The sequence below is a fragment of the Mesorhizobium sp. M2A.F.Ca.ET.043.05.1.1 genome, assembly GCF_003952445.1.
Taxonomy (GTDB): Bacteria; Pseudomonadota; Alphaproteobacteria; order Rhizobiales; family Rhizobiaceae; genus Mesorhizobium.
In genome coordinates this window covers 1,733,258-1,757,099 of sequence record NZ_CP034446.1, presented here as the reverse complement: position 1 = coordinate 1,757,099, position 23,842 = coordinate 1,733,258, and the positions used below count along the sequence as shown (strand labels likewise).

Sequence of the window (23,842 nt, the reverse complement as noted above, 5' to 3'; positions counted from 1 at the left end):
GAATTCCGGTATTGACGGGCTTTCTGTCGAATGGCCGCACGTGCCGTCGTCAGGCGGCGAAGCCAAGATGCCTCAGCGGCCGGCCGGCCGACACCGATTGCGCCGCAGCCATGATGCCTTGCGCATCGATCCCGTAGTGCCGGTAGAGATCCGCGATCGTGCCGGTCTGGCCGAAATGCTCGACGCCCAGCGCCCGCGTGCGGTGGCCGTGCACCGAACCAAGCCACGCGAGCGTCGCCGGATGCCCGTCCAACACCGTCACGATCGCGCAGGAGGCCGGAAGAGCAGCCAACAGGCGCTCGACATGACTGGTAGCGCGCGGATGACCATACTGGCGTGCCCGCGCCGCAGCCGACCATCCAGCGTTCAACCGATCGGCCGAGGTGACGGCCAAGAGCCCGACATCGCGCCGATCTCCGGCTATCAGCCCCACTGCCTGTACCGCCTCCGGCGCGACAGCCCCCGAATAGGCGATGACGATTTCAGCGTTCGGTCCGGGTTCGCGCAGCCAGTAGGCGCCATCGATGATGTCGCGCGCCGGCGGATCCTTCGGCTGACGTGTCGGCTGCTCGATCGATCGCGTCGAGAGCCTGAGGTAGACCGAACCCCCTGTCTGATCCCGAAGCCAGGTGCGGTGGTCAGGCTCGGCCTCGCCGGAACGCTGGATGTAGTCGAATGCCCAACGCAGGATGACTGCCAGCTCATCGACATAGGCCGGCTCGAACGTCGCCAGCCCGTCCTGCGCCATGCCGATCAGCGGCGTGGCGATTGATTGATGCGCTCCCCCCTCGGGCGCCAGCGTGACGCCGGACGGCGTCGCGGCCAGAATAAAGCGGGCATCCTGATAGCAGGCATAATTGAGCGCATCGAGGCCGCGCTCGATGAATGGATCATAGAGGGTTCCGACCGGGAGCAGGCGTTCGCCGTGAAGCGAGTGGGACAAACCAAGCGCCGAAAGCATCGTGAAAAGGTTCATCTCCGAAATGCCCAATTCCAAATGCTGTCCCGACGGCGAAAACGTCCAATTGAAGGTGGAGGGAATACGTTCTTCCCGGAATAAGTCCGACTGATCGGCGCGCGCGAACAGACCTCGCCGGTTCACCCAAGCGCCCAGATTGGTCGAGACCGTGACGTCGGGAGACGTCGTGACGATACGCTTGGCAAAATCGCTGTCTGATTTTGCAATGTCGTGCATCAAAAGTCCGAACCCCTGTTGTGTCGACATCGCCGCCTGGGAGGCAACATCGATCCGCGCCGGCACCGGAATTGCAGGGGCTGGGTGGCGGCGCGCAGCTGCCTTGGCGAAAGGAGTCGATGCCAGATAGGACCGGATCTCGGCCTCATCGTATGCGAGGCCCTCGAATCTGTCCCATTCGCACCCTTCGCGAACGCCCATGACTTGCCGCAGCGCTTCGACTTGCGACGGTGTCATCAATCCGGCGTGATTGTCCTTGTGGCCGGCCAAGGGCAGGCCAAAGCCCTTGATTGTATAGGCGATGAAACAGGTCGGACGATTGTGACCGCGGGCTTCCTCGAAGGCATCGACGATGGTGGCCAGGTCGTGGCCGCCGAGGTTTGCCATCAAGGCGGCAAGCTCCTCGTCGCTGCGCTTCTCGATCAGGCGGGTGACCGGTCCCTGGTCGCCCAGATCGTCCAGAAGGCGCCTGCGCCATGCGGCGCCACCCTGGAAGGTCAGGGCGGAATAGAGCTGATTGGGGCATGCATCGATCCAGGTCCGCAGCTTCTCGCCGCCCTCTTCCTCGAAGGCCGCCTGTTGCAATGTCCCATGTTTCAGGATCACCACTTCCCAGCCGAAGTTGCGGAAGAGGGATTCGAAGCGCTGCCACAGGCCCTCGCGCACCACCGCGTCGAGGCTCTGCCGGTTGTAGTCGACGACCCACCAGGTGTTGCGAAGGCCGTGCTTCCAGCCTTCTAGAAGGGCCTCGAAGATATTGCCTTCATCCATTTCAGCGTCGCCGAGAAGAGCAACCATCCGGCCTTCCGGCCGGTCGGCATTCCAGCCCTTTGCCCTGACATAGTCCTGGACCAGGGACGAAAACAGGGTCTGCGCCACGCCCAGTCCAACCGATCCGGTCGAGAAATCGACGTCGTCGATATCCTTGGTTCGGGATGGATAGGACTGCGCGCCGCGATAGCCGCGAAAATTCTGCAATTGCTCGAGCGTCTGCTTGCCGAACAGGTACTGGATGGCATGGAAGACGGGGCTGGCATGCGGCTTGACGGCAACGCGGTCCTCAGGCCTCAGGACTTGGAAATAGAGCGCCGTCAACAAGGTCGAGGCGGACGCCGACGAGGCCTGATGACCGCCGATCTTGAGGCCATCCTCCGACCCCCGAACATGATTGGCGTGATGGATCATCCAAACAGCCAGCCACAGAACCTTGCGTTCAAGCTCGGAAAGGATCGTCATCTTCAGCTCCCGTCAGACCACGGCCCAACGATAGCGGTCTCCAGTTCTCAAAAGTGACTATTCTTACGCAAGCAGATCGACGATATTGGCTGATCCAGCCAATAGTAGTGCTCAGACGAGGGAAACATGCCAAATCCGGCGCTTGATGCAATCGACTTGAAGATTATCGCAGCGCTGCAGAAAAACGCCAAGGCGACGACGAATGATCTCGCCGAGGCCGTCGGTCTTTCGCCCTCGCCTTGCGCCCGACGCGTCAGAATCCTGGAGAGCGCAGGGGTTATCAAAGGCTACACCGTGGTGGTCGACCAGAAGAAGCTCGGCCTGCCGATCAGCGCTTTCGCATCAATCAAGCTCGAACGGCAACGCGAGGACGATCTCGATCGCTTCTCGCAAGCCGTGCTGCGCTGGCCCGAGGTGGTCGATTGTTATCTGATGACCGGCCAGCGGGACTACCTGATGCGCATCGTGGTGCGCGACCTCGAGGCCTATGAACGGTTCATCAAGGACAAGCTGACGCGGCTGGATAACATCGCTTCGATCGAAAGCAGCTTCGCGCTCGGCCAGGTCAAGCGCTCGGAAGCCTTGCCTATCTAGCCGACCGCAGCGGCCATCGCGGCGGCAACTGGGCGAGATTGGACGCGCCCGAGGGTAGTTCACGCGCATGTTTGATTCCCTCGCGAGGAGCGACAGCGCTTCCCATTCCCTCTATGGCAACAGTACGTACATATTTTGTACATATAGATTGACTGACTACACCTCCGCAACGTAGCGTTGAGCGGCCAGGGCGGAACGCCTGCGCGAAAACTCAATCTGATGGGAGGACTACATGATGAAATTTCGAGCCCGATCGGCCGCCGTTGGCCTGGCCTGCATCGCCTATGCCGCGCTTGTCGGATCTGTGCTGCCGGCCACGGCGGAAACGACGAAAGAACGCGTCCTGAATAACGGAAGGATCGTCATCGGTATCCATAACCGCGCGCCATGGGGCTACAAGAAGGAGGAAACCGGCGAATTGCTGGGCTGGCACCCGGATCTCCTCAGAGCCGCTTTTGCCGATCTCGGCGTCAAACAGGTCGATTTCGAGGTGACCGAGTTCGGCGCCTTGATTCCGGGCCTGATGGCGGGGCGTTTCGATGCCGTGGCGTCAGGCCTTTCGATCACACCGCCGCGCTGCCAGCAAGTCGCCTTCGGCGCCCCCGATCTGAGAACGGACGACGCGGCGGTCGTGCTGGCTGGCAACCCCAAGGCGATCCACAGCTATGCCGATCTTGCCAAGAAATCCGACGCGATCATGGGCGGTGGCCGCGGCAGCAACGTGATCGGGAATGCCATCGCCGAGGGCGTGCCGGAGGACCGCATCCTGCAGTTCCCTGACATCGAGACCAATCTGGCGGCATTGCGCGCCGGCCGCATAGACGCCGCCGTGTTCTCTTCTCCGACAGTGATCGGGCTGCTTGCCGGCAACAAGAGCCCCGATTTGGAGCGCGCCAGCCCGTTCACGACCAGCGAGAAGTCGATCAGCTATATCGCGATCGCCTTCAGGAAGGGCGATGGGGATCTGCGTGACCTCTACAATCAGGGTCTGGCGAAGGTCATGTCGAACGGCACGATCGCCACCATCATGGCGAAGTATGGATTTGGCCGCTCGGAAAACGTGCCGCCAGGATTGACGACCTCGCAGCTATGCGGTGCCGCCAACTGACGGTTCTGCCACTCGAAGGCGTTTGCACCAACAGGACTTGGAGGCGTCGCGCGGGCTCAGGCGGCGCGACCCTCAGCCGATATGCCCTTTCAGGTCAATCTTGTGATGGATCGATCGACGGAGCGACGTCTTCTGGGATTTCCTGCCCCAAGGTTGGTCCTTTGGCCAGCCGCCTGCCGAGGGCGGCAACGAAAGCCTCATAACGCTCGCTTCCCTTGGCGCGCGCTGCCTGGGCCATCGGCTCAGGCAAAGCGGGTGTGGTCGCCAGCCAGAAGCGCACGAACACGGCCAGCGTTTCGATGGAGATGCCGACATCTCGCTCCAGCCTGGCGATCCGGCGGTCGATCCGGTCGAGCCGTTTGGACACCGCCGCCTCACGCTGGCCGTCGGCATCCGGAGAGAGGAAAGAGGCGATCGCCGCCTCAGCAACAAGCGACTGGGATCGATCGCGCCGGGCAGCATATTCGACCAGCCCCTCCCTCACGGCAGGATCGAGATAGACGGAAATCTGCACCTTCTTCTTGGCTGACGTCACGGTCGTCACAACTCCATGCCGTCATCCGGATCGAGCGCGATCTGCCGCGCCACGCCTCGCGCTAGGCGAGCCAACCGGCTGCTGCTCGCGGCGAGATCATCCGTCTCGTCGGCCGCATCGGGCTCGAACTCGTTGACGAACGTCGGCTCCGTTGCAGCCGGCAGAAAGGGATCGAGCTCGGGCTGGCACCGCCATTCGGAGTCGGTCGAGTCCTCCTGGACTCCCGCTCCGGCAGTTGTGGCTGGTGTACCAGATGGAGAAAGCGGCAACGGGAGGTTCGTCCAATCGTCAGGCTGCGGTTCAAATCGACCCGAAAGAGCCGGTGGCGGCAGAATGCGCTCCCGCAACCGCAGGTCCTCGAAATAGCGCGCCTTCCTGGCCCGGATCGGCGGCGTGCCAGCCAGCATGACGATCTCGTCGCCAGCCGGCAATTGCATGATCTCGCCGGGCGTCAGCAAGGGCCGTGCCGTCTCTGAGCGTGAAACCATGAGGTGACCGAGCCATGGTGAGAGCCGGTGACCGGCATAGTTCTTCATCGCCTTCAGCTCGGTAGCCGTGCCAAGGGCATCGGAGACACGCTTGGCGGTGCGTTCGTCATTGGTCGCGAAGCTGACGCGCACATGGCAGTTGTCCAGAATGGAATTGTTGGGCCCGTAGGCCTTCTCGATCTGATTGAGGGATTGCGCGATCAGGAAGCTCTTCAGCCTATAGCCGGCCATGAAAGCGAGCGCGGATTCGAAGAAATCGAGCCGTCCAAGCGCCGGAAACTCGTCAAGCATCAGAAGCAAGCGGTGACGATCGGTCCCGGCATGCAAATCCTCGGTCAGGCGGCGGCCGACCTGGTTGAGGATAAGACGGATCAGCGGCTTGGTGCGACTGATGTCGGAGGGCGGCACGACGAGATAGAGCGTTGCCGGACGGGTGTCGGTGACCAGATCGGCGATGCGCCAGCCGCATGCGCGGGTCACCTCGGCCACGACCGGATCGCGATAGAGCCCAAGAAAGGACATCGCCGTCGAGAGCACGCCGGAGCGTTCGTTGTCGGACTTGTTCAGCAACTCACGCGCCGCGCTGGCGATGACCGGGTGCGGACCGCCCTGCCCCAGATGCGGCGTGGTCATCATCGCTGCCAGGGTCGATTCGATCGGCCGCTTCGGATCGGACAGGAATGCCGCCACGCCGGCCAGTGTCTTTTCCGGCCCGGCATAGAGCACATGCAGGATCGCGCCGACCAGAAGCGCGTGGCTCGTCTTTTCCCAATGATTGCGCCGTTCAAGCGAACCCTCGGGATCGACTAGGATGTCGGCGATGTTTTGCACGTCGCGGACCTCCCATTCACCGCGGCGGACCTCGAGCAATGGGTTGTAAGCGTCGGATCTGGAATTGGTCGGATCAAAAAGCAGCACACGGCCGTGGCGGGCGCGGAAACCGGCGGTCAGGCCCCAGTTCTCGCCCTTGATGTCATGGACGATCGCCGAGCCAGACCAGGTGAGCAGCGAGGGCACGACAAGGCCGACCCCCTTTCCCGAACGCGTCGGCGCAAAGCAAAGCACATGCTCTGGCCCATCGTGGCGCAGGTAGTGAGACCCATACCGCCCCAGCACCACGCCGTCCGGGGCGAGCAGGCCTGCCGCCTGCACCTCGCTCTTTTCGGCCCAGCGGGCGGAGCCGTAAGTCTCGACATTCGTCGCCTCGCGGGCACGCCACAGCGACATCCCGATCGCCACGGCGATAGCGACGAAGCCACCAGACGCGGCAATGAGACCACCGCGCAGGAAGATGGCAGGCGCGTAGGCTCCGTAGAAATACCACCACCAGAAGATGGCAGGCGGATAATAGACTGGCATGCCGCCGATCACGAACCACGGCGTTCCCAACCCCACTTGGTAGCCTAGTTGCCACGCCGACCATTGTGTCGATCCCCAGGTCGTGAAGAGCACGACCAGGAGGACAGCGACGATCTGCCCCCAAAGGACTTTCGTTCCCGACACACGTTTCTCCTTATGCCGGCACTTCAACGAGGTTGCGGTGAGATTCAACCGCCGCCTCGCGCCGATGGCGCTGCGGCGCACTGCCGGCAAGGAAAACAAGCGATCGGCGGCGACGATCCCGGCGCAATGTCGCGGATGCCAAAATTCGTCAACGGCAGCCGAAGGCGAGCCTTTTGCTTAGGATCCCAAAAGCGCGCGTCGAGCAGGCCGGCCGATGCCGCAGCCGGTAGCGGCGTCGCGGGCGGGACAGCCGGCAGGCTTCCCACCTACAGAGCCAGCTCGCCCTGGTCAGCGCGGCCCTGGCGATCGGTGGGTTCGCCTGTGGCTAGCATGCCCGCCGCAAGGCGGCGCGCCTGGCGCTCGCCACAGGCACGGCGGATCGACCCATTGAAAAGCCTCAAGGCAGTTCTCACCCAGGTGACCGACCAGCGCTGGCTGTCTTCGCCGGGTTCCCATGAAGAAGACTTACGAGAAGCCAACTCTCCAAAAGCGCGACCGCCTTGGGACCGTCGCTGCGGAGGTGATCATTGTCTCTGGGCCTGTCGCGTAGACTTTGGCGCCTGGCAGCACATCAAGCCTGCGGGTTCGGGCCGGCGGGCTTTTTTGTTGCCGTCCGTTCACCAGACTTGAGAAACTCAGTTTCGCACACCTGTAGCGACGGCCCAGGTCGTCTCCGAGTTCGGCGTTCGAACCTCGATCTCTCTGAATCCCGTGGCTTTCAAAGCGGCGACGATGTCGTCCGGCTCGCGCGGGGTGAAGATATCGGCCGGCATGTTCATCCGGTCCATATGCCTCTTGGGGAGGAAGCCCAACACGACGCGGCCGCCCGGCGCGAGAACTCGGGCGAGCTCCGCAGATCCGGCTTCAAGACTCTGCCAGAAGTATACGGTGTGAACGCTTAGGGCTTTGGTGAATGTCGCATCCTGCAGCGGAAGTTTCTCAACCGCGCCCACGTGAAACTGGGCTCGTCCGGCGCCGACCGCGTCGGCAAACTTGCGGGTGGCAGCGCTCACAACATCATGAGAGCGATCAACACCGCAGACGAACGATGCGCCGCTGAGAAGTCGCAGGAGTGCCGCGCCGCCGCCGAAGCCGATCTCCAAGACTTGATCGTCAGGCACCAGCTGTAATTGATCGAGAGCGTAGCTGTTCAGCCGAGCGTTGCCACGATTCATTCCGGCTCGGACTAGCCAGCCGCCGATCCCGGCCGGACGAGCAAGCTGTTTTGCTAAGAACCTTGGCGCCATGTCACTCCCAGCCCAGCGAAGAGCATAGGCGGGTCGGTCCGCTGCGAGCAACTATTATGTCGCCGAAATTGATCCGGCCGGGGGCCTTTTTCACATTCTGTTACATCCAGGAAGGCCTCCGAAACCTTCTCGAGGCTGCTTCATTCACCATTCGGTGAAGGAGTTGCGTAATGCGTGACGGTAACGACAAAGACGATTTCGAGAATGATGCGGACTTATTGATTCCTCGCCTCATTAAGGAGGCAGAGATTTCTGAGGAGCAGGCCCAGGAGTTGGTGGAAAAATGATCGGCACAGACTGGCCGTCATTGGTTAGAGAGGCCCGCTTTTTGAATAATCGGCATTGACCCTGGTGGAACATTCCGACCAGGCGGTGTTTGAAGCTCGACGTTGCCCTTTCCCGAGAGCGTCTTTACAGCGTCGCGTCGGGTTTTTGCTTCCCTACTCGAGCCCGCACCGTTCCCCTCGGTGCGGGCTCGTTTATGAGCGCAACCTGGTTGCGGTAAGTGACTTGGCTGACGAGCTGATGAGGGCGGCGCAACGGGAAGACATTGCGGCGATCGAGTCGACAGCGTTTTCGAGTGATCTTCGCAGCGATGGACAATGGGGAAGGCAGCTTCAAGTAGAAAAATGGAACACATTGCACGCCGCTGAGTTTCTGTGCAGCGGTCGGCCCCTCGGATGTTAGCCGTTGGACTGGAAAAAGGTCGCAAGAAGCCCGTCGCTTACGCTTATTAGCTGCGACGGGCTTTTCATTAGCGATACCTAGCATTGATAATGCGGGCTTGTCACAACTGGCGCATAGTGTTGTTCTGCCCCGCACTCAACCGGGGTAAGGGCCCGGCCTGTCTGCCCGAAGTCCCCCCGACTCCCCGCAGGCCGGGCATCGTATGTTTGGGCTAGTTCGGCCTGGGCGCCCTGTCAGCAATGAACGGCGCCAATGCCTCGGCAACGCGCTGTAGAAACGGCGCCAGATCGAGCACCACGCCATTCGGCTCGACAAAGATATCCTCCTCGTCCTGCCTCTGGGGATGCTCAAGCGTCACGGTAAACGTATAGTCCGGCATCGCAGCCGACAGGGCGGCTTCCATCTGCGCCCGATAGGCTGCACTTTCGTAGCGGGCTTCCCTGGGCGGCACTACCAGAAATTCTCTGGCGGACATGCCCGCCGTTATGCGCTCAAGCCACTGCATGATTTCGCCCCCGCGAACTTCCCCGCGTGAAAATCCAGCGGCCGACGCATACGAGGATTTGGGGTCCGTACATGAAAGCGTCGGCCGCCAGTATTGGGCGGGGGCGCGTCTCAATTGACGCAAGGCCAGATTATGAGAGCTGTCTGGGCCTTCAATTCGAATGCCCTGATATGGTGAACGAGGGGTTACTATCCACAGCCTTGCGCAGGAGCCGAGACAAATGCAGGCGGTGCAGAGCTTGCATGTCCTCTAATTGCTGGAGGAAATCGATCGCGACGCGCGTCGGCAGATTGTCCCGCTCCAGTTGGGCAATGAGTTCGTGTTGACGGAGCAGATGCTGCTCACCCACCCTCACATGGCCTTTCACCATTTCGATCTCTTCGGCGAGAACCATGGACAGGAACGCTGCTGTCCTTTTCTCGTTCCGCTCGCCCGCGGGGACTACTTGAACGCGTATTTGTACACCGCGCGGCTGCTTTCCTCGGTGACGCGAACCCATAGCCGCTCATCTCTGCGCGCCTGGACCTCTTTCTTGGTACCGATGCTCGCAGCCTCCCACGGCGAATTGGCGGTGACTGTTTGACGGGAAACCGGCGTCTCGCCGGCCATTTCTTCGACTTGGTAGGTTTTCATGCTTGGCCCCGATTCGGTCACCGATCCAACGATGAGCGCCAATCCTTGTTCCGGCTCAGAGGCGCGAGCGCGAGGTCGGTATTGGTTCGCCTGTCACCAAGGCCCTCTTGGTAGGAACGTGGGCTCGTCATCGGGCCACAGTGGTCGTTTTGACCCGTGATCCCGAGATCCTGTCGGGCCGCTACGTCAAATGCAATAGACAGCCGCTTCGTAAGCGGCCAAGGTGCGCTGGTCAGCGGCTATGTTACGGGCTCCGCTGCTTGAGAGCGACCAACGCACTCTCGCCCTCAACGGGAATAGAGAGATGCAACGGTACCTGCCGACTAATGCCTTTTATCCAGAAGACCTTGACGTGCTGAAGCGCGTGTTTGACGTCCTGTGCCGCGAGCGCGGTTGCCAGCCGGGTTCCCCGGACGCCGAAGCTACCGCGTTGCTTCTTGTCAACATGTTCGAGAGCGGCCGGAGAACGGAAGAAGAGCTGCTTGAGGCGGTTCAGACCACACAGGCCTACCGCCGGGCGAGCTAGGAGGCAGCGGCTTACGCGCTTCCCGGCGCCTTTTTGTGAGAGTCTCGGCTTCCTCACGTCATGGGCAGCAGTCAGCTCCGGTGCTGAGGGGAAACTCACGTCTTTATGCTCGACGCTGGAGGGAACTCTCGGGGCTCAAAACTGAGCCGCTCCACCGTGGCAACAATCGCAACCGACAGTGCCTCGGCTTCGTCGAGCAGCGTCGGGCCATACTGGCCGTTCACCTGGTCCTCGCTCATCAGGACGCCGGGCGGGCAATACTCCTCGATCGTTGCCCGGATCATGCGGAGCGCTGCCCGGCACTCAGGATCGTTCTTCATAACCAAATAAACATTCAATTTTGCTAAAATGTTCCGGAACTAAGGTAGCGGCCCGCGCCTTGAAAGCGTTGTGTTGGGGTTGTGCGTTGCGTCTCAATTTCATCAAGCCGATGGAGCCCGAGCTGGTCGAGCAGCCTCCGAAGGGCGATGGCTGGTCGCATGAGGTGAAATTTGACGGCTACAGAACCCAGCTTATCAAGGACGAGAATGGTATCCGGCTCTATACGAAGACCGGGATCGACTGGACGAGCAAGTATCGGCCGACCGCGGCAGAAGCGGCAAAGCTGAAGGCCGAGAGCTTCGTCATCGAAGGTGAGATCATCGTAACCAACGACGCGGGCCTTTCCGATTTCCATGCGCTGCGCTCGGCCATCACGCGGCGCCCGCAACACCTCTACCTGGTGGCTTTCGATCTTCTCCACCTCAACGGCCACGACCTTCGCGACATGCCGCTCAGCGACCGCAGGGAAGTCTTACAAGCGCTTGTTCCGGCCGGCGGTCATATCCAGTTCAGCGAGGCCCTGCCAGGCACTGGCGACGCCGTCTACCACCTTGCTTGCGAAGCGAACCTGGAAGGCATCGTCTCGAAGCGGCTGGATAGCGTTTACCGCTCCGGCTCGACCATGAACTGGCGGAAGATCAAGTGTTACATCGAGAAGGAAATGGACATCATCGGCGTGCAGCGCGAGCGCGGCAAGCCGGCCATGGTATTGATGGCCGACAAGGGCCGCTACATGGGCGGCGCCTTCGTGACCTTCAAGGCGGACAAGCGCCAAGCGCTATGGGACAGGGTGCAAGGCAAGGTCGGCGCGCCGCCGCCGAAGGGGCTCAAAATGCAAAAGGCGGAATGGCTGAAGCCGGGCCTTTCAGGCAGAGTGCGGTTCCTGAAAGGCGAAGAGCAGCTTCGGCACGCGATGCTAAAGGACTTCTGGGAGGACAATGATGCCGGTCACTAAGAAGGATCAGGAGCGCATCGCCCATGCCTGGATGTATGGCCAGCAGGCGCGCAAGGACGGCAAGGAACGGGCTGTGCCGGAATGTTGGGCGATCATGCAGCTGCAGGGCTTTGGCGGCGTGTCACTCGGCAGCGAGCCCCGGAGTCCGGTGAGCGAAAGCTTCGAGGGAGAGCTGGCCGAGAGTGCGGTGGCGCACAGCTCTGATCATTGAGGCCGGCCGGCCCGGATCATCGCTCGCGCGATCGCGAGCTCTGCTTCCACCTTGGCATTTTCCTGCTGGGTCATGTTGTCGGCGGCGATCAGCCGGCGGACCGATCGCTTGGCCTCCCCGCGAGACCAGCCTGCCTCGATCATGCAATCTATGATGGCCTGAAAACCGGGCTCCATGGCCTCCTGACAATCGACCTCGCGATCGGGGTAGTCGCCGGTGCGCCGCGGCTTTCCGATCAAAGGCAGGCCTCCCGTCGCCGCGGTGCTCGTAGCAGAACCAGTGCGACGGTCTCTTCGGCTTGGCAAATCCCCAGCCGGCATCCTTGCCGCAGCCTTCGTGTTCGCAGACGTGCCGGAGCGGGCCTGGGGGGCGCTGCGTGATCAGCTCTCCAAGGCGTGTCGGCTCGTCGCTCATGACAGAAAGATTCCACAGACCGGCTTGACGGGCAAGGAATTTGTTCTCATTTTGTTCTCATGGCGCACGAGAAGGTCGATACGCTCGAAGTATGTTCCGTCGCACCTCCAAGCCCCGGGTGAGAGCGCCGTCACAAGCCGAGACTTAGCTTGCGACCGAAATTCCAATCGGCGCCGCCGTCGCCACGAATGACGCCGGAGACGTGCTTGCCAACATGGCGCTCCAACGACGGTGTCCACGGCACGAGCTGGAAGCCGAGTCCGTCATCGATCATCGCGAAACGGCCAGATGCGAGCGCGAAGCGCTGACTGTAAGTACCAGAGACGAATTGGCCTTTGCCGGCTCGGTTGAATGGCTGGCCGGTTTGGGCCGCGAGCCTGCTTCCCAGCGCATCGAGTTCCCTTCGGCGCAGCGTTTCGATCAGGTTGCCGGCAAAGACGGTCCCGGCCGGTTGGCGCTCAGCCAGACCCAAGCCGACAAGCTGCTCGACGCGCCGGTCGAGCGCCTGCCGCACCTCGGCACCGAAGCCGCCATCGGAAAGAGCTGCCGCGGGACCGGCGAGCGCCTGCCTGTCGAGCCAGGTCGCCCCCTCCGCAGCGACCTGTCTGTCGAGATCCAGATCGGAGCGCACAGCGAGCGCCAGGCGTCGGCGCCCCTGAACGTCCACAAATTTGCGCAGTTCAACGATCGAGCCCGGCGCGCCGTCGCCGGCCGCCTCGAGATCGGCGAGCCGGACGTGATGGCAACGGCCGTCGACGCCGTCGACGACCGCATAGGCGGTGCCCTTGAGTTCGTCATCCAGCCCGCGCTCGATTAGACGGCCGACAATCGGCCCATCGAGGTTCTCGGCGGCCAGCACGTAGCTGGAGCTCGCGCGTTCAATATCGCGGTCCGAGAATGCGCGATGCAGGCGTTTGATGATATCGGCGCGCTCGCCCATCTCGCGCAGCGTTGCCTCGGCCCTCTCGCTGACGATCCATTGGCCTGGACCGAGCTGCTCGGCGAGGCCGAGCGTTTCTAGTTTGCGCAACCGACCCAGCTTAAGCGCGGTGGATTCATCAGGCAGGCGATCGGCGTGCGGCGCGAGATCGATGACAGCGTTGTCGCGCGAATCGCGCATCAACTGACGGTCGAGCCCGGTCCATCGCTCAGCCTCGACCTGGCGTTGGACATGCCGACGGATTTCGAGATCGGACCGAGGGCCGAGCTCCTGCGTGATGAGCTCGCTAGCGCGATCGCGCATGCCGCGACTGATGTAGTCGCGCGAAATCACCAGGTCCTGCCCGTCATCGGTCCGGCCGCGCAGGATGACATGGACATGCGGATTGTCGGTGTTCCAATGATCGACCGCGATCCAGTCGAGCGCCGTGCCGAGATCCTTCTCCATGAGACTCATGAGATCACGGCTGAAGGATTTCAGGTCGGCCATCTCGACAGCGTCCTCTGGCGAGATGATGAGGCGGAAATGATGCCGGTCCTCCTTGCAGCGCGCGGCGAAATCCGTGGTCGACGCATCGTCGATCTCGGGCCCGAACATTCGGGCTTTCGCGTTGTCCCGCGTGACGCCCTCGCGGCTCAGGTAGTTGAGGTGGGTCGAAAGCGGCGCGCCATGCTTCGAATGGCGGACCACCCGGGTCTTGATCGTGGCGACGCGGGAGCGGCCGGTAAGCAAACGGTTGGCCTGAATGCTCGCCGCGCGGCCGCGTCCGAACTGCGAGCGCTTGCCCGACCCGATGCGGCCGGAACGCGACACGCTGCCGCCAGCCTTTTGGGCCGCCGCAAGCGCCTGGGCGACGAAGGGCCGCGACGATTGGGCTCGCGTCGAGCGAATGCGACCCGGACGGACACGGAATTCGCGCTCATCGGACACGGCAAGCGCCTGCACATTTCGAACAGCTAGGCAAATACAATGATTTAGATGCTCTCAACACATTGCGCCTACCCGTTGCAATGTGAGGAAAGCCTCGAAAAGCCCAGCAAATCCAACCGTCCGGCCGCAGCACAATGTGCGCCCTTTTATCTTGCCATCCCTCGGTTGTTGCCTCGCGCGCTCCCCTTCCCTACGCCCTGACGTCCAGCAAAACGCCCGGGTGCGATTTGCAGATTTCGCCGTCACCGCACCGATGCCCCTGCTTCGGACCCGACGAACAGCTCGCGCCGCTGCGAGCCAGCCGCGAAAACATCGCCCACGGAAGCTGCCACCGAATGCGCGGCGGAAGCGCCTTGGCCGCGCGCAAGATCCGATCCAGGCCCGGAGGCCGACTGCGGCACGAAGAGAGGCGCGATCCGCCAGCTCACGGCCTTTGCGTCGGCGGCGGCAAGCGAGCCGGGCGCATCACCGCCGCCCCAGAAAGGGCGAAGCTTTGCAACATAGGCCCGGGTCTCAGCCGGGAGCGGGCGGCCCTTCAAGGAGGCTTCGTAACGCCGCGGCCCGGCATTGTAGGCGGCCAGGAAGCCCGGTGAGCCGTATCGATCAAAGAGTTCGCGAAGATAGGCCGTTCCGGCTAGGATGTTGTCGCGCGGATCATAGGGATCGCGGCCGAGTTGGTGACGAAGGCGCAGCTCAGCCCAGGTCGCGGGCATGATCTGCATCAAACCCACTGCCCCCTTTCGCGAGACCGCGCGCGGATCGCGGGCGCTTTCGAGATACATGACTGCCCGTATCCAGCGCTGAGGTACGCGGAAGCGATGCGATGCCTCGGCGATATGCGCGGCATAAGGATCGTCCACGGATTTGCTGGAGGCCGGAGCGGATTGTGCGGCCGCCCCTGTCATTGCGTCACAGAGGATCAGCATGCCAACGACAAGACAAAGTGCGCCACTCCGACTGCGCAACCGACGGATGGGGCGACTTTCGTCCGCGCAGCTCGGCGCCGATGGCCCACTCACCGCGCACGCTCCGGCTTTGGTTTCGGGCGGATCCAGCGCAGCGACCAGGAGCCGTCATCGGATCGGAAGAGACCGGCGCGGAAGCGTCGGCCGAACAGCGGATCCTCCAATCGGCAGGACAGGTAGTCGCCAGCCGTTTGGCCGGTTTCCTTCCAGGCGGCGCCGACTTCTGGACCGCCGGGCGCGCCGATATGGATACGGAAATCCGGCGCCTTGCCGTCGGAGGTCGTCGTCGGGACGAGCACCAGCTCGGCATCGATGAGCAGTGTTCGAATGCGTCCTGAGTAACCGGATTCTGTTTTCTGGAAGACGCCGATCTCGCCCATGGTCCATCTCCTTCCTCTCGTTGGCTGGGTGAATTTTCAGGTTGCCGGAGCAAGCCAGGCGAAGTGGCCATCGCCGCTCTCGTCGGTCCAAAGCGGCAGCGCGCGTCCGACGATCGAGGTCGCCGGGAAAGGGCCGAAATAGCGGCCGTCGAGACTGTCTTGGACTTGTCGGTTCATGACGAAGATTTCGTCGCCGGCGACGATGCGGCAGCCCTGCCAGTCAGGTAGCGCGCGCCCTTTGCGATCACGCTCCAATGCGACGCCAAGCGCACGCCCGTTCACCGTGATGAGGCGACCGAGGCGGCAGACTTCCTGCCCAGGAAGCGCCTCGATGTGCTTCAGCATCGGCACCCCGAGCGGAAGGTAGCCTCGCTCGGCGGCGAAGAGCGCGACGGTCGCTGGCGGGTCGATGACGGCAAGCGCGCCAGCCGTTGGAACGACCATTTCGCCGATCGCGTAGAACCCGATCGGCGCGCTGGCCGACGCGTTCCATAGCAAAAGCGGCGGCATCCCAATCGCAGCCGGAGCGACCGTGGCGACGACGGCCACGAGCGTCGCGGCCATGGAAGCGATGCGGCTCATGATGTCGCTCGCTTGCGCAACAGAAAGGCCCGGTGCTGCTCGAGCGAATAGGCTCGCGGCGTTCCGCCGGCGACCAGCCTGTTGTGGCTCTGGCGCCAATAGTCGGGTGCCGCCTCGACCGGATCGAGGCCGATCGCCTCGATCGCATCGATCAATTCGAGAACGCGCTCGACCTTCTCCCAGCCCGCGATCTTGAGAAGAATCTCGCCGCCTGGCCGGATGTAAGGCAGCGTCTGATAGGCTTCACCGGGAAAGACGGCGCGCACGATGTCGATGCGCGAAACGATGGTGCCAAAATCGTTCGCCGCCCAGCGCACGAACGCAAAGACACTGCCCGACGCAAAGGCGACGACACGGCGCCGCTTGTCGATGATCGTCTGATTGGCAGGACGTCCGAAGCGGAGGCGATGCTCGATCCGCTTCTCGATCCAGGTCAGCTCGACCGTCGTCAGATCGCCGCGCGGCGTCGATGGAGTTGACGGCGTCATGCGTCGTCTCCCTCGCGCCGGCCAAGCCACCGCTGCTCACCGCCAGTCCGTGGCTTGGGCGCAAGACTGTTAGATTGAGAGTTAGACTCTAAGTTAGGAGCGCGATTTTCCGCGCCCGGTCCGCAGCTTGGCGCCAGTCGCGGTTCCCGAAAGCACGAGGACGCGGTTCCCGATGGCACGATAGTTCGGGTTCCCGATGGCACGAACCTGTCAACAGTCATGGGAGTCGGCTCGAAAGCCAACAACACACGGCCGCCGGCTTCGACCTCGGTGAACACAAGGTACCCGGGCAAAGGCTGGCGGCGCACGATGTCACGCAGCTCGAAGGCGAAGCGCTTGAGCGGCGAGAGGCTGCCGGACTTGCGATGCAAGTGGCTAATGTCGAAACGCCAGCCAGCGCGCTGGCGACCGCCATGCTTGCGCACCAGCCGGTAGAGCCAGCGCTCAAGACCGCCCGTCAGCGCGAAGTATGCACGGTCAATCGTCAGGATCAGCGCATCATCCATGACGGCGCGGTAGAACCAGTCTGGCAAGATCAGCTCGACGCCGAGCGGGCAGCCGTTGCGCCCGCAGCGTTCCTGCCATTCGTTGATCCACGAGAAGCGATGGCGCCGGCCTTCAACAGGCTGGCGAATGGAGGTGACCACGCTTGTCGCCTGTAGCCGGTCGAGCGCAGCTTTGAGGCGCTGGTAGTCTCGCTTCGAGACCCCGCGCCCGATGAATCTGAGTATTTCGTATGGCGTCGCGGCCATCAGACGCGACGTGCGCAATCCGGCATCCCGCGCGTTGACAATTTGGCTCGCGGCCCAGATCAGGATGTCGGCATCCCAGATCGTCGCCATGCCATGATCGGGCATTGCTTCGACACGGATCGCCACATCGCCGGCGCGAAAATCAATCGGCGCGACGCGCCTGGATTTGGCAAGGGAAAAGAATGGATAGGCCATGAGATCCTGCGCATCGCGTGGTGCAGTGACACCTGGCAGCGCCTGGAACAGATCGAGCTGTCCGCGCTCCGAGGGTTGGCGTGGTCTTAGAGACATACGGGAGGCTCAGCGCCTCTCGCGCCCGGCATAGGGGATCAGGCGTCCCGCGGGAGGTTTGGCAGGCAGCACCGACCCACGCGGATCGGTTGTCGATGTCATGGCGCCCCGCTGAGCCCAGGCCTCAAGGTCCTCGACAGAATAGACGACGCGGCCGCCAAGTTTGCGATAAGCAGGCCCGGTCCCGTAGGTGCGATGCTTCTCCAGCGTGCGCGCCGAGAGACTGAGGAAGTGCGCAGCTTCCGAAGTGCGCAGGTAGCGCGGCGGCAATGGCGCGGCGTCAGCGTTCATGAGGTGTCTCCTTCCGGCCGTTGCGGTTGAACGGCGATCGATGGCCAGGATGGAGGAGCTTGGGGACGGTGATCAGGTGCGAAATTGAGGGGCGCTATTTCGCACCGCTAACGAGGATTTCAGAAGTGGCGCCGCCTCGCACGGCATGGCGGTAGCCGTACTCAACCATCTTCACGCCATCGCGATTCAAGCAACGCGTCTGATGAAAGGAGGCCGGTCATGGCGGCCGGCGGCGCGAAGAGCTCCCGCAGTCAGTACGAGAAGACGCCTCGCCCGGCATTGGCCGGGCGAGGCTCTTGATTCACTCGCCGTTGCGGCGGTTGGGGCGGGACCAGATGAGGCTGTGGCCCTCGCCTTCCTCGTCGGCGAAGAGGTTGGCGTAGATCGGAGCGGTGAAGCTCGGATCGTCGAGCTTGAGCCCGAGATAATCGCGGCCCTCGTTGGATCGCTTGGACCAGGCGGCGCCGATCTCGGCCTTGCCGACCACCACGCGATGGGTTGGAGCGTTCTCGCCGTTGGCCCTTGTGTCGGGGACGATGCGCACGCCCTTGGCCTGGACGCTGAGGGTGACGATCTCGCCGGTGAACTCGTTCGCATTGGTCTTCTTGAAAGTGCCGATCGTAGCCATGTTAGTCTCCGTCTTCTTCGTTTCCGAGCCCGCACCATGCGACCTCGATGGCGATCGTGAGGCCGAAGGCGAGCGCTGCCGCATCGCTTGCGACCGCAGCAAAGCGGAGGATGGCGCAGGCGCGCGTTTCTTGACGCGCGAGGAATGGGCTTCGCCCAGGGGAAGAAACTCGCGCCGCGCCATTGCGGCATAGGCGCTCGAGGCGGCAGCCGTCCTTCGGCCAGATCAGCCCGTTCGAGAGGTCGTTGGTGCGCTCCGTGAAAGGAGAGGCGGAGGCGATGGCGGATCCGCGCCCACGAGACACTGAAGTGACGTGCTCGCCGGTAGGATATCGACAACCGTATGGCGTATGGGGATCAAGGCTTTCGTCCTTCGACAATCAGGCCCCAACCGGCTTGGCCATCGCAGCCCCCGGCTGAATAACGTCGTGCGGACTGTACGGAGAGTTCACTCCGTGCCGGTATGGTCCTATCGCGCGCTGCTTCGCTCGCGAACACAGGCGTAAACAAACCGAGATCGATCTGACTCCTCAGCCCGTCTGCAGCATTGCCGCCGTGAGCAATGACGCTCGCCTCGCCCCTTGCTTGGGCAAGCCTTGCGCCGAAACACCGCGAGTTCATTGCGACCCACATGCCGTCCCTCGACGGCAGCTATCGCCATCAATCCGCGAGTTCTATGAAGCGATCAGAGAGCTACGGAAGAAGAAGGTGGTAGTGATGGATGCGGAGGTGACATCGCCACCAGACCGCCTCCGAGCAGACTACAGTGAAGCGACCGGTTCCCAGTTTCGATCACGCGATCAATTCCCTCCCGGACCTTCGAAAGCGCACGACCGCGTACTACGGCACGGGAGCCCTTCAAAAATGACGCCGTCGCGTGCGCAGCAATTGGCGATAGCCGCGCTCGACCATTTTAAGGCCGTCGCGCAAGAGGCGATGCGTTTGGTAGCGGAAAGCCGAGTCATGCCAATCAGCGGCGCTGACCAGCCGCCGACCGAACAGGGCGGTCGCGACTTCAAAGTGGGATGCCTGTTGGTCCCGGCCATCCAAGCATCGCAGCATGTTGCCCAGGCGGCGGCGCTGGGCTGCGGTCAAGCGGGCGTCGGGAAGGTATTGCCTGTGGATCGCGCGGATGAAACGCTCGATCGCGTGAAGCCTGTCATGTGCCATTTCATCGAGGGGAATGATCGCAGCAAGCGGCTTGCCCGGCTGTGTCTCGCTGAGAAATGCCAACTGCGTGCCACCAGGCGGGGATCGCATATGTTGGCCGATCTCGTCATACCGGCCAGCGGCAAGTGAGACGTCGATGGGGCTGCCCTCCCCCGCGCTGAGACCCGGCGGGGTCTCGACAAGGTTGACGATCCCAGGGTCGACCTGAGGCGCCCAATAGACGGGCTGCTCGACCGCGGACTGGTCAGGCCTGGCAGCGAAACTGTAACCCCCAGCGTTTGCGCAGCACGCGCATTGCCTTCGTTGAGCGGGAGGCAGCGAAGTCTTGCTGATATTGCGGATTACGCCGCAGGAACTCCCAGGCAATCGCATCGGCGGCGGCGCCTTTAACGAATGCATAAGCCTCTGGGTCACGCCACTGAGATGTGTCCGGCTTCATCCGCATCCTTCCCTGCTCAAGGATTTGATAGGGGGACGTGGCGCTAAGCGAAATCCTTGGATTCAGCTATTGACGAATGGAGGAGGAGAAGCTCCGGCGCCGAGCGGATCAGGCCACACGAAACTTGGTTCCGTTTTGACCCTCACTCACCGTTGCGCGGCTGGCGCGGGACCAGAAGAAGCTGAGACCCCGCCCTCCACGTCCGTTCGATTAACTCATACTAGTGGAGCGCCCGAACTGTTCCCTTTTTGTTCTATTCACTGATGCGAGTATCGGCTAAACTACCGCGTCAAGGAAACCGATTCTTCCGAGGCGATTTCGATGACCGTTCAACCTGTCACCAAGACTCTGCACGGCGACAAGATCTTCAGCGAGCCGACGATCACCTGCCCCAGTTGCAACACAGACATCAAGCTCAACGAGTCGCTCGCGGGGCCGCTAATCGCTGCTACGCGAGAGGAGTATGAGCAGCGCATCGCTCAGACAAATGCAGCAATTGCCCGCAGGGAAGAAGAACTCGAACGTCAGCGCCAGGAGGTGGCAGCGGCGAAAGAAGGCGTCGAGAGCCTCGTTGCCGAGACACTCAGGATCGAGCGGGGCCACATTGCGGCCGACGAGGCTCGTAAGGCCAAGCTTTTGCTCTTAGCCGACTTGGACGAGCGCGATCGCAAGGTGGCCGAGTTGCAGGAGACGCTGAAGGCGCGCGATGACAAGCTCGAGCAGGCGCAAAAGCAGCAAGCGGAATTCCTTACCAAGCAGCGCGAGCTGGAGGATGAGCGAAGAGAACTAGCCCTCACAATCGAGCGAAGGGTGCAGGAGGGACTGGACGCGGTCCGTGCAAAAGCTCGGAGCGACGCGGAAGACGGTCTCAAAATGAAGATCGTCGAGAAAGAGGAACAGATCGCAGGCATGCAGCGCCAGATCGAGGAGCTGAAGCGCCGCGCTGAACAGGGTTCCCAGCAATTGCAAGGTGAAGCTCTGGAGCTGGAATTGGAAGCGCTGATCAGCAGTCGCTTCCCAGTGGACGTGATCGAGCCGGTCGCAAAGGGCGAGTTCGGTGGTGACGTCCTTCAGCGGGTCGTGGGGCCGGCTGGTCAGCCATGCGGGGCCATCCTTTGGGAGTCAAAGCGGACTAAGAATTGGAGTCAGGGGTGGCTCACCAAGCTGAGAACTGACCAGCGAGCAGCCAAGGCTGATATCGCTTTGCTTATTTCTGAAGCCCTGCCCCGGGAATTGAGACATTCGACCTGGTCGACGGCGTATATGTTGCCCATCCCAAGTGCGCCATTCCCGTTGCTGTTATGCTGCGGCAGTCGCTGATCGAATTGTCCAACTCGCGGTTGGTCCAGGTAGGCCAAGCCTCAAAGATGGAGCTGGTCTATGGTTATCTGACCGGGCCACGTTTTCGACAGCGGGTCGAGGCCATCGTCGAAAAGTTCTCAGACATGCAGGACGATCTTGCACGTGAGCGCAAAGCCACCATCCGACTGTGGGCCAAGCGAGAAGCCCAAATCCAAGGAGTAATCGAATCGACGGTGGGCATGTATGGCGACTTGCAGGGCATTGCCGGGAAAGTAATGCAAGAGATTGAAAGCCTTGAAGTACTGGCTGTCTCGGGACCCCTCTCCGAGATCGATTAGGAGTCTCGTCTGAGCGGCAGTGGGGCGGAAAGCGGTCAGTCGGCTTCTAGCGACGTATTTCAAAAAGCGGCCGCCCTTCTAGTGGCGTGCCGATCGAAAGTTAGCTCGGCGAGGACTCTGAGATCACTTTCTAGCTGACTTCCCTAATGGGGCTACACAGACGGGACGAGAAGCCGACGCAGGCCTCGTGGAGGACCGGTAGGCATCGTCCTGTCCCTTTGCCCTCTTAGACAGATTAGCGAGATAGAGATCCGTCCCATCGACCGCGTCGCCTGAACGACAGATCATCTTCTGCTGCGGTCCCGCGGCCAACGGAACCTAATTCCCCCGGTCCTGTTTCGGATTGAGCGACCGAAGAGGACAGGCATATGAGATCAAAATCATCGCGGGACATGCCGGGCGCGAAACCCCGGACGGACAAAGAGCGGGATACTCGGGAGGCGGAGGCCAAGACGCCTGACAAGACCAATGACTGGGACCGCGACCTTGTCCACGGTGATGGTGAAAGCGTCGGGATAAAGCCCGAGCAGGGCATGGACGCAAAATAGCCAAAGATGGGCGCAGCAACTGGCAGCGTGGAAGGCGTTGTTTGCCCGCTTTGAGACCTTGCTGCCGCGGATAGACTAGCCCATGATTTTCAAACTGACGTTTCTTGGCACCTCGGCCAGCGTACCCTCTGCCGAGCGAAATCACCCTGCACTGCTTGTCGAGGCCGGAGGCCACCGAATTCTGGTTGATTGCGGGGAAGGCACGCAGCGCCAGCTGCTGCGCAGCGGCGCGGGCTTCAGGCGGCTTCATCGCCTGTTGCTCACGCATGCCCATTTCGACCATATCCTTGGAATCCCCGGCCTGTTCTCGACACTCCGGTTGCGGCAAAGTGACGATCTCCTGACCGTCCACGGAGGCTCGGACACCCTGGACCTCGTTGTGCGCATGCTCGCTGGTCTGTGGGGTGAAGGACGAGCGCCGATCCCATTAAAGCTCGAGCCGCTGACGCCCGGCCGGTTTTTCGACGCGGATGAATTCATGATCGACTGCTTTCAGGTTCGTCACCGCGACACCGATAGCTACGGCTTCGTGCTCGAGACTCCACCGCGCCGCCACCTTCGCGCCGAGCACCTCACGTCTCTGGGCGTGCCAGACGGTCCAATCAGGAAGGAACTGGTAGAAGGCCGGTCTATCACCCTCGTCGATGGCCGAACAGTTGCTCCCGAAGATGTATTAGGCCCGCTGGAAGCAGGCAAGAAGCTGGTCATCATCGGCGATACGGAGGCGACCGATGATCTCGCGGACCATGTCTGCGGCGCCGACCTTCTGGTGATCGAGGCCACCTTCCTGGAACGGGATGCGACCATGGCCCGCGACTATGGTCATCTCACGGCTGCGCAGGCGGCATCCCTGGCAGCGATCAGCAACGTGAAGCAGCTCGTTCTTACGCATATCTCTGGTCGATATGCCGACGAAGACATCCTCGCAGAAGCCGTGCGGGCATTTCCGAACAGCCGTATTGCGGCTGATCTCGATGTGCTCACCGTATAATGGCCGACAATGACATTCAGGATAGGCATCATCTCTGACACCCACGGCCTGCTGAGGCCTGAGGCGGAACGACGCCTGGCCGGGGTAAACCACATCATCCATGGCGGAGACATTGGCAGTCCTGACGTTATTGCCGCTCTTCAGCAGATCGCACCGGTTACCGCGATCAGAGGAAACGTCGATACAGCTGAGTGGGCTGCGAGCTACGCCGACAGGGTGTTGGTGCGGCTGGCAGGCAGAACCTTCTACGTCCTTCATGATCTCAAGGCGCTTCAGGTCTCACCAGCGGCACTCGGCATCGACATGGTCGTGTCGGGTCACTCCCATGTGCCAAAACTCAAAACCGTTGACGGCGTGCTATATCTTAATCCGGGCAGTGCCGGTCACCGTCGTTTTAAGCTACCGATCACCCTTGCGACGGTTGATATCACGCCTGACCGTCTACTGCCGGCCATTCACGATCTAAGTAGCGGCTAAGGCGCGGGCTCAAGGCGATCGCATGCCAAGCCGAACGGCCCCCATCGGGTGAATGAACGCGTCCGCGCGCGCGATCAATCATGCGGCGCGGGCCCAATGCGGCGGATGCGTCACAGCCGGTCGACGTGCTCGGGTTCGAAATCACCCGGTGGAACCTTTGCAAGGCTAAGCCC

Annotated in this window: 27 protein-coding genes and 1 pseudogene; 8 read left to right on the top strand and 20 right to left on the bottom strand. The window is 62.1% G+C overall.

What is annotated here, in order from left to right:
- Positions 1 to 49 precede the first annotated feature (49 nt).
- Entirely contained in the window at positions 50 to 2,431 is a 2,382-nt protein-coding gene (locus EJ069_RS08300) for a transketolase (RefSeq protein ID WP_126060891.1), read from the bottom strand.
- 126 nt (positions 2,432 to 2,557) lie between these two features.
- On the opposite strand from EJ069_RS08300, the gene EJ069_RS08295 reads away from it, so the two are divergent.
- On the top strand, positions 2,558 to 3,025 hold the full coding sequence (locus tag EJ069_RS08295) for an Lrp/AsnC family transcriptional regulator (RefSeq protein ID WP_126060890.1): 468 nt from the start codon (positions 2,558 to 2,560) through the stop codon (positions 3,023 to 3,025).
- Positions 3,026 to 3,257: 232 nt separating this feature from the next.
- The gene (gene ehuB, locus EJ069_RS08290) at positions 3,258 to 4,133 is read left to right on the top strand and encodes an ectoine/hydroxyectoine ABC transporter substrate-binding protein EhuB (protein ID WP_245456469.1); all 876 of its coding nucleotides are present in this window, start codon (positions 3,258 to 3,260) and stop codon (positions 4,131 to 4,133) included.
- Positions 4,134 to 4,227: 94 nt separating this feature from the next.
- On the opposite strand, the gene EJ069_RS08285 is transcribed toward ehuB, so the two are convergent.
- The 6 genes from EJ069_RS08285 to EJ069_RS08255 all read right to left on the bottom strand — a co-directional run bounded on the left by EJ069_RS08285 (position 4,228) and on the right by EJ069_RS08255 (position 9,773).
- A complete protein-coding gene (locus EJ069_RS08285) occupies positions 4,228 to 4,668 on the bottom strand; it encodes a CopG family transcriptional regulator (protein ID WP_126060889.1) in 441 nt (146 codons plus the stop codon).
- Between the two features lie 5 nt (positions 4,669 to 4,673).
- Entirely contained in the window at positions 4,674 to 6,659 is a 1,986-nt protein-coding gene (locus EJ069_RS08280) for a conjugal transfer protein TraG (protein WP_126060888.1), read from the bottom strand.
- Between the two features lie 635 nt (positions 6,660 to 7,294).
- Complete coding sequence (locus tag EJ069_RS08270) at positions 7,295 to 7,834, bottom strand: class I SAM-dependent methyltransferase (RefSeq protein ID WP_189341622.1); 540 nt, start codon at positions 7,832 to 7,834, stop codon at positions 7,295 to 7,297.
- A gap of 970 nt (positions 7,835 to 8,804) precedes the next feature.
- Positions 8,805 to 9,098 carry a hypothetical protein gene (locus tag EJ069_RS08265; RefSeq protein ID WP_126060885.1) on the bottom strand — a complete coding sequence of 98 codons (294 nt, stop codon included), beginning with the start codon at positions 9,096 to 9,098 and terminating at the stop codon, positions 8,805 to 8,807.
- Positions 9,099 to 9,249: 151 nt separating this feature from the next.
- Entirely contained in the window at positions 9,250 to 9,492 is a 243-nt protein-coding gene (locus EJ069_RS08260) for a hypothetical protein (RefSeq protein WP_126060884.1), read from the bottom strand.
- 47 nt (positions 9,493 to 9,539) lie between these two features.
- Positions 9,540 to 9,773 (bottom strand): hypothetical protein, encoded by a 234-nt coding sequence (locus tag EJ069_RS08255; RefSeq protein WP_126060883.1) that lies wholly within the window; start codon positions 9,771 to 9,773, stop codon positions 9,540 to 9,542.
- 262 nt (positions 9,774 to 10,035) lie between these two features.
- On the opposite strand from EJ069_RS08255, the gene EJ069_RS08250 reads away from it, so the two are divergent.
- A complete protein-coding gene (locus tag EJ069_RS08250) occupies positions 10,036 to 10,257 on the top strand; it encodes a hypothetical protein (RefSeq protein WP_126060882.1) in 222 nt (73 codons plus the stop codon).
- A 95-nt stretch (positions 10,258 to 10,352) separates the two neighbouring features.
- Here the strand turns inward: EJ069_RS08250 and EJ069_RS08245 are convergent, their stop codons facing one another.
- Positions 10,353 to 10,541 carry a hypothetical protein gene (locus EJ069_RS08245; protein ID WP_245456468.1) on the bottom strand — a complete coding sequence of 63 codons (189 nt, stop codon included), beginning with the start codon at positions 10,539 to 10,541 and terminating at the stop codon, positions 10,353 to 10,355.
- Between the two features lie 122 nt (positions 10,542 to 10,663).
- Between EJ069_RS08245 and EJ069_RS08240 the strand changes: the two genes are divergently transcribed.
- Positions 10,664 to 11,533, top strand: a complete 870-nt coding sequence (locus EJ069_RS08240) for an RNA ligase family protein (RefSeq protein WP_126060880.1) — start codon at positions 10,664 to 10,666, stop codon at positions 11,531 to 11,533.
- A complete protein-coding gene (locus EJ069_RS08235) occupies positions 11,520 to 11,744 on the top strand; it encodes a hypothetical protein (protein WP_126060879.1) in 225 nt (74 codons plus the stop codon). Before EJ069_RS08240 ends, EJ069_RS08235 begins: the two co-directional genes overlap by 14 nt.
- Here EJ069_RS08235 and EJ069_RS08230 read toward each other — a convergent pair.
- The 12 genes from EJ069_RS08230 to EJ069_RS08180 all read right to left on the bottom strand — a co-directional run bounded on the left by EJ069_RS08230 (position 11,738) and on the right by EJ069_RS08180 (position 20,013).
- Positions 11,738 to 11,983 carry a hypothetical protein gene (locus EJ069_RS08230; RefSeq protein ID WP_126060878.1) on the bottom strand — a complete coding sequence of 82 codons (246 nt, stop codon included), beginning with the start codon at positions 11,981 to 11,983 and terminating at the stop codon, positions 11,738 to 11,740. The two genes, EJ069_RS08235 and EJ069_RS08230, sit on opposite strands and share 7 nt — an antisense overlap.
- A gap of 305 nt (positions 11,984 to 12,288) precedes the next feature.
- Positions 12,289 to 14,028 (bottom strand): VirD2 family relaxase/mobilization nuclease, encoded by a 1,740-nt coding sequence (locus EJ069_RS08225; protein ID WP_126064659.1) that lies wholly within the window; start codon positions 14,026 to 14,028, stop codon positions 12,289 to 12,291.
- A 242-nt stretch (positions 14,029 to 14,270) separates the two neighbouring features.
- The gene (locus EJ069_RS08220) at positions 14,271 to 14,933 is read right to left on the bottom strand and encodes a lytic transglycosylase domain-containing protein (protein WP_126060877.1); all 663 of its coding nucleotides are present in this window, start codon (positions 14,931 to 14,933) and stop codon (positions 14,271 to 14,273) included.
- A 110-nt stretch (positions 14,934 to 15,043) separates the two neighbouring features.
- Positions 15,044 to 15,373, bottom strand: a complete 330-nt coding sequence (locus EJ069_RS08215) for a DUF736 family protein (protein ID WP_126060876.1) — start codon at positions 15,371 to 15,373, stop codon at positions 15,044 to 15,046.
- 36 nt (positions 15,374 to 15,409) lie between these two features.
- A complete protein-coding gene (locus tag EJ069_RS08210; RefSeq protein ID WP_126060875.1) occupies positions 15,410 to 15,955 on the bottom strand; it encodes a S26 family signal peptidase in 546 nt (181 codons plus the stop codon).
- On the bottom strand, positions 15,952 to 16,443 hold the full coding sequence (locus EJ069_RS08205) for a DUF2840 domain-containing protein (protein WP_126060874.1): 492 nt from the start codon (positions 16,441 to 16,443) through the stop codon (positions 15,952 to 15,954). Before EJ069_RS08205 ends, EJ069_RS08210 begins: the two co-directional genes overlap by 4 nt.
- Positions 16,440 to 17,486 (bottom strand): replication initiator protein A, encoded by a 1,047-nt coding sequence (locus EJ069_RS08200; protein WP_126060873.1) that lies wholly within the window; start codon positions 17,484 to 17,486, stop codon positions 16,440 to 16,442. Before EJ069_RS08200 ends, EJ069_RS08205 begins: the two co-directional genes overlap by 4 nt.
- 9 nt (positions 17,487 to 17,495) lie before the next feature.
- The gene (locus tag EJ069_RS08195; RefSeq protein WP_126060872.1) at positions 17,496 to 17,777 is read right to left on the bottom strand and encodes a helix-turn-helix domain-containing protein; all 282 of its coding nucleotides are present in this window, start codon (positions 17,775 to 17,777) and stop codon (positions 17,496 to 17,498) included.
- A 301-nt stretch (positions 17,778 to 18,078) separates the two neighbouring features.
- Positions 18,079 to 18,405, bottom strand: a complete 327-nt coding sequence (locus EJ069_RS08190) for a DUF736 domain-containing protein (protein ID WP_126060871.1) — start codon at positions 18,403 to 18,405, stop codon at positions 18,079 to 18,081.
- A gap of 1 nt (position 18,406) precedes the next feature.
- On the bottom strand, positions 18,407 to 18,784 hold the full coding sequence (locus EJ069_RS32665; protein ID WP_189476232.1) for a hypothetical protein: 378 nt from the start codon (positions 18,782 to 18,784) through the stop codon (positions 18,407 to 18,409).
- Between the two features lie 478 nt (positions 18,785 to 19,262).
- Positions 19,263 to 19,637 (bottom strand): DUF2285 domain-containing protein, encoded by a 375-nt coding sequence (locus tag EJ069_RS08185; protein WP_245456467.1) that lies wholly within the window; start codon positions 19,635 to 19,637, stop codon positions 19,263 to 19,265.
- 181 nt (positions 19,638 to 19,818) lie between these two features.
- A complete protein-coding gene (locus tag EJ069_RS08180; protein ID WP_126060870.1) occupies positions 19,819 to 20,013 on the bottom strand; it encodes a DUF6499 domain-containing protein in 195 nt (64 codons plus the stop codon).
- 321 nt (positions 20,014 to 20,334) lie between these two features.
- On the opposite strand from EJ069_RS08180, the pseudogene EJ069_RS08175 reads away from it, so the two are divergent.
- The 3 genes and pseudogenes from EJ069_RS08175 to EJ069_RS08160 all read left to right on the top strand — a co-directional run bounded on the left by EJ069_RS08175 (position 20,335) and on the right by EJ069_RS08160 (position 23,669).
- A pseudogene (locus EJ069_RS08175) lies at positions 20,335 to 21,653 on the top strand (DUF2130 domain-containing protein).
- A 633-nt stretch (positions 21,654 to 22,286) separates the two neighbouring features.
- Positions 22,287 to 23,192 carry a ribonuclease Z gene (locus EJ069_RS08165; protein ID WP_126064657.1) on the top strand — a complete coding sequence of 302 codons (906 nt, stop codon included), beginning with the start codon at positions 22,287 to 22,289 and terminating at the stop codon, positions 23,190 to 23,192.
- Positions 23,193 to 23,201: 9 nt separating this feature from the next.
- The gene (locus EJ069_RS08160; RefSeq protein WP_126060868.1) at positions 23,202 to 23,669 is read left to right on the top strand and encodes a metallophosphoesterase family protein; all 468 of its coding nucleotides are present in this window, start codon (positions 23,202 to 23,204) and stop codon (positions 23,667 to 23,669) included.
- The last annotated feature ends 173 nt before the right edge of the window (positions 23,670 to 23,842 follow it).

Coding starts and splice junctions, on each gene's coding strand:
- EJ069_RS08300 (WP_126060891.1), bottom strand. CDS start 2,431: ATGACGATCCTTTCCGAGCTTGAACGCAAGGTTCTGTGGCTGGCTGTT.
- EJ069_RS08295 (WP_126060890.1), top strand. CDS start 2,558: ATGCCAAATCCGGCGCTTGATGCAATCGACTTGAAGATTATCGCAGCG.
- ehuB (WP_245456469.1), top strand. CDS start 3,258: ATGATGAAATTTCGAGCCCGATCGGCCGCCGTTGGCCTGGCCTGCATC.
- EJ069_RS08270 (WP_189341622.1), bottom strand. CDS start 7,834: ATGAATCGTGGCAACGCTCGGCTGAACAGCTACGCTCTCGATCAATTA.
- EJ069_RS08265 (WP_126060885.1), bottom strand. CDS start 9,098: ATGCAGTGGCTTGAGCGCATAACGGCGGGCATGTCCGCCAGAGAATTT.
- EJ069_RS08260 (WP_126060884.1), bottom strand. CDS start 9,492: ATGGTTCTCGCCGAAGAGATCGAAATGGTGAAAGGCCATGTGAGGGTG.
- EJ069_RS08250 (WP_126060882.1), top strand. CDS start 10,036: ATGCAACGGTACCTGCCGACTAATGCCTTTTATCCAGAAGACCTTGAC.
- EJ069_RS08245 (WP_245456468.1), bottom strand. CDS start 10,541: ATGATCCGGGCAACGATCGAGGAGTATTGCCCGCCCGGCGTCCTGATG.
- EJ069_RS08235 (WP_126060879.1), top strand. CDS start 11,520: ATGCCGGTCACTAAGAAGGATCAGGAGCGCATCGCCCATGCCTGGATG.
- EJ069_RS08220 (WP_126060877.1), bottom strand. CDS start 14,933: ATGACAGGGGCGGCCGCACAATCCGCTCCGGCCTCCAGCAAATCCGTG.
- EJ069_RS08215 (WP_126060876.1), bottom strand. CDS start 15,373: ATGGGCGAGATCGGCGTCTTCCAGAAAACAGAATCCGGTTACTCAGGA.
- EJ069_RS08210 (WP_126060875.1), bottom strand. CDS start 15,955: ATGAGCCGCATCGCTTCCATGGCCGCGACGCTCGTGGCCGTCGTCGCC.
- EJ069_RS08205 (WP_126060874.1), bottom strand. CDS start 16,443: ATGACGCCGTCAACTCCATCGACGCCGCGCGGCGATCTGACGACGGTC.
- EJ069_RS08200 (WP_126060873.1), bottom strand. CDS start 17,486: ATGTCTCTAAGACCACGCCAACCCTCGGAGCGCGGACAGCTCGATCTG.
- EJ069_RS08195 (WP_126060872.1), bottom strand. CDS start 17,777: ATGAACGCTGACGCCGCGCCATTGCCGCCGCGCTACCTGCGCACTTCG.
- EJ069_RS08190 (WP_126060871.1), bottom strand. CDS start 18,405: ATGGCTACGATCGGCACTTTCAAGAAGACCAATGCGAACGAGTTCACC.
- EJ069_RS08180 (WP_126060870.1), bottom strand. CDS start 20,013: ATGAAGCCGGACACATCTCAGTGGCGTGACCCAGAGGCTTATGCATTC.
- EJ069_RS08160 (WP_126060868.1), top strand. CDS start 23,202: ATGACATTCAGGATAGGCATCATCTCTGACACCCACGGCCTGCTGAGG.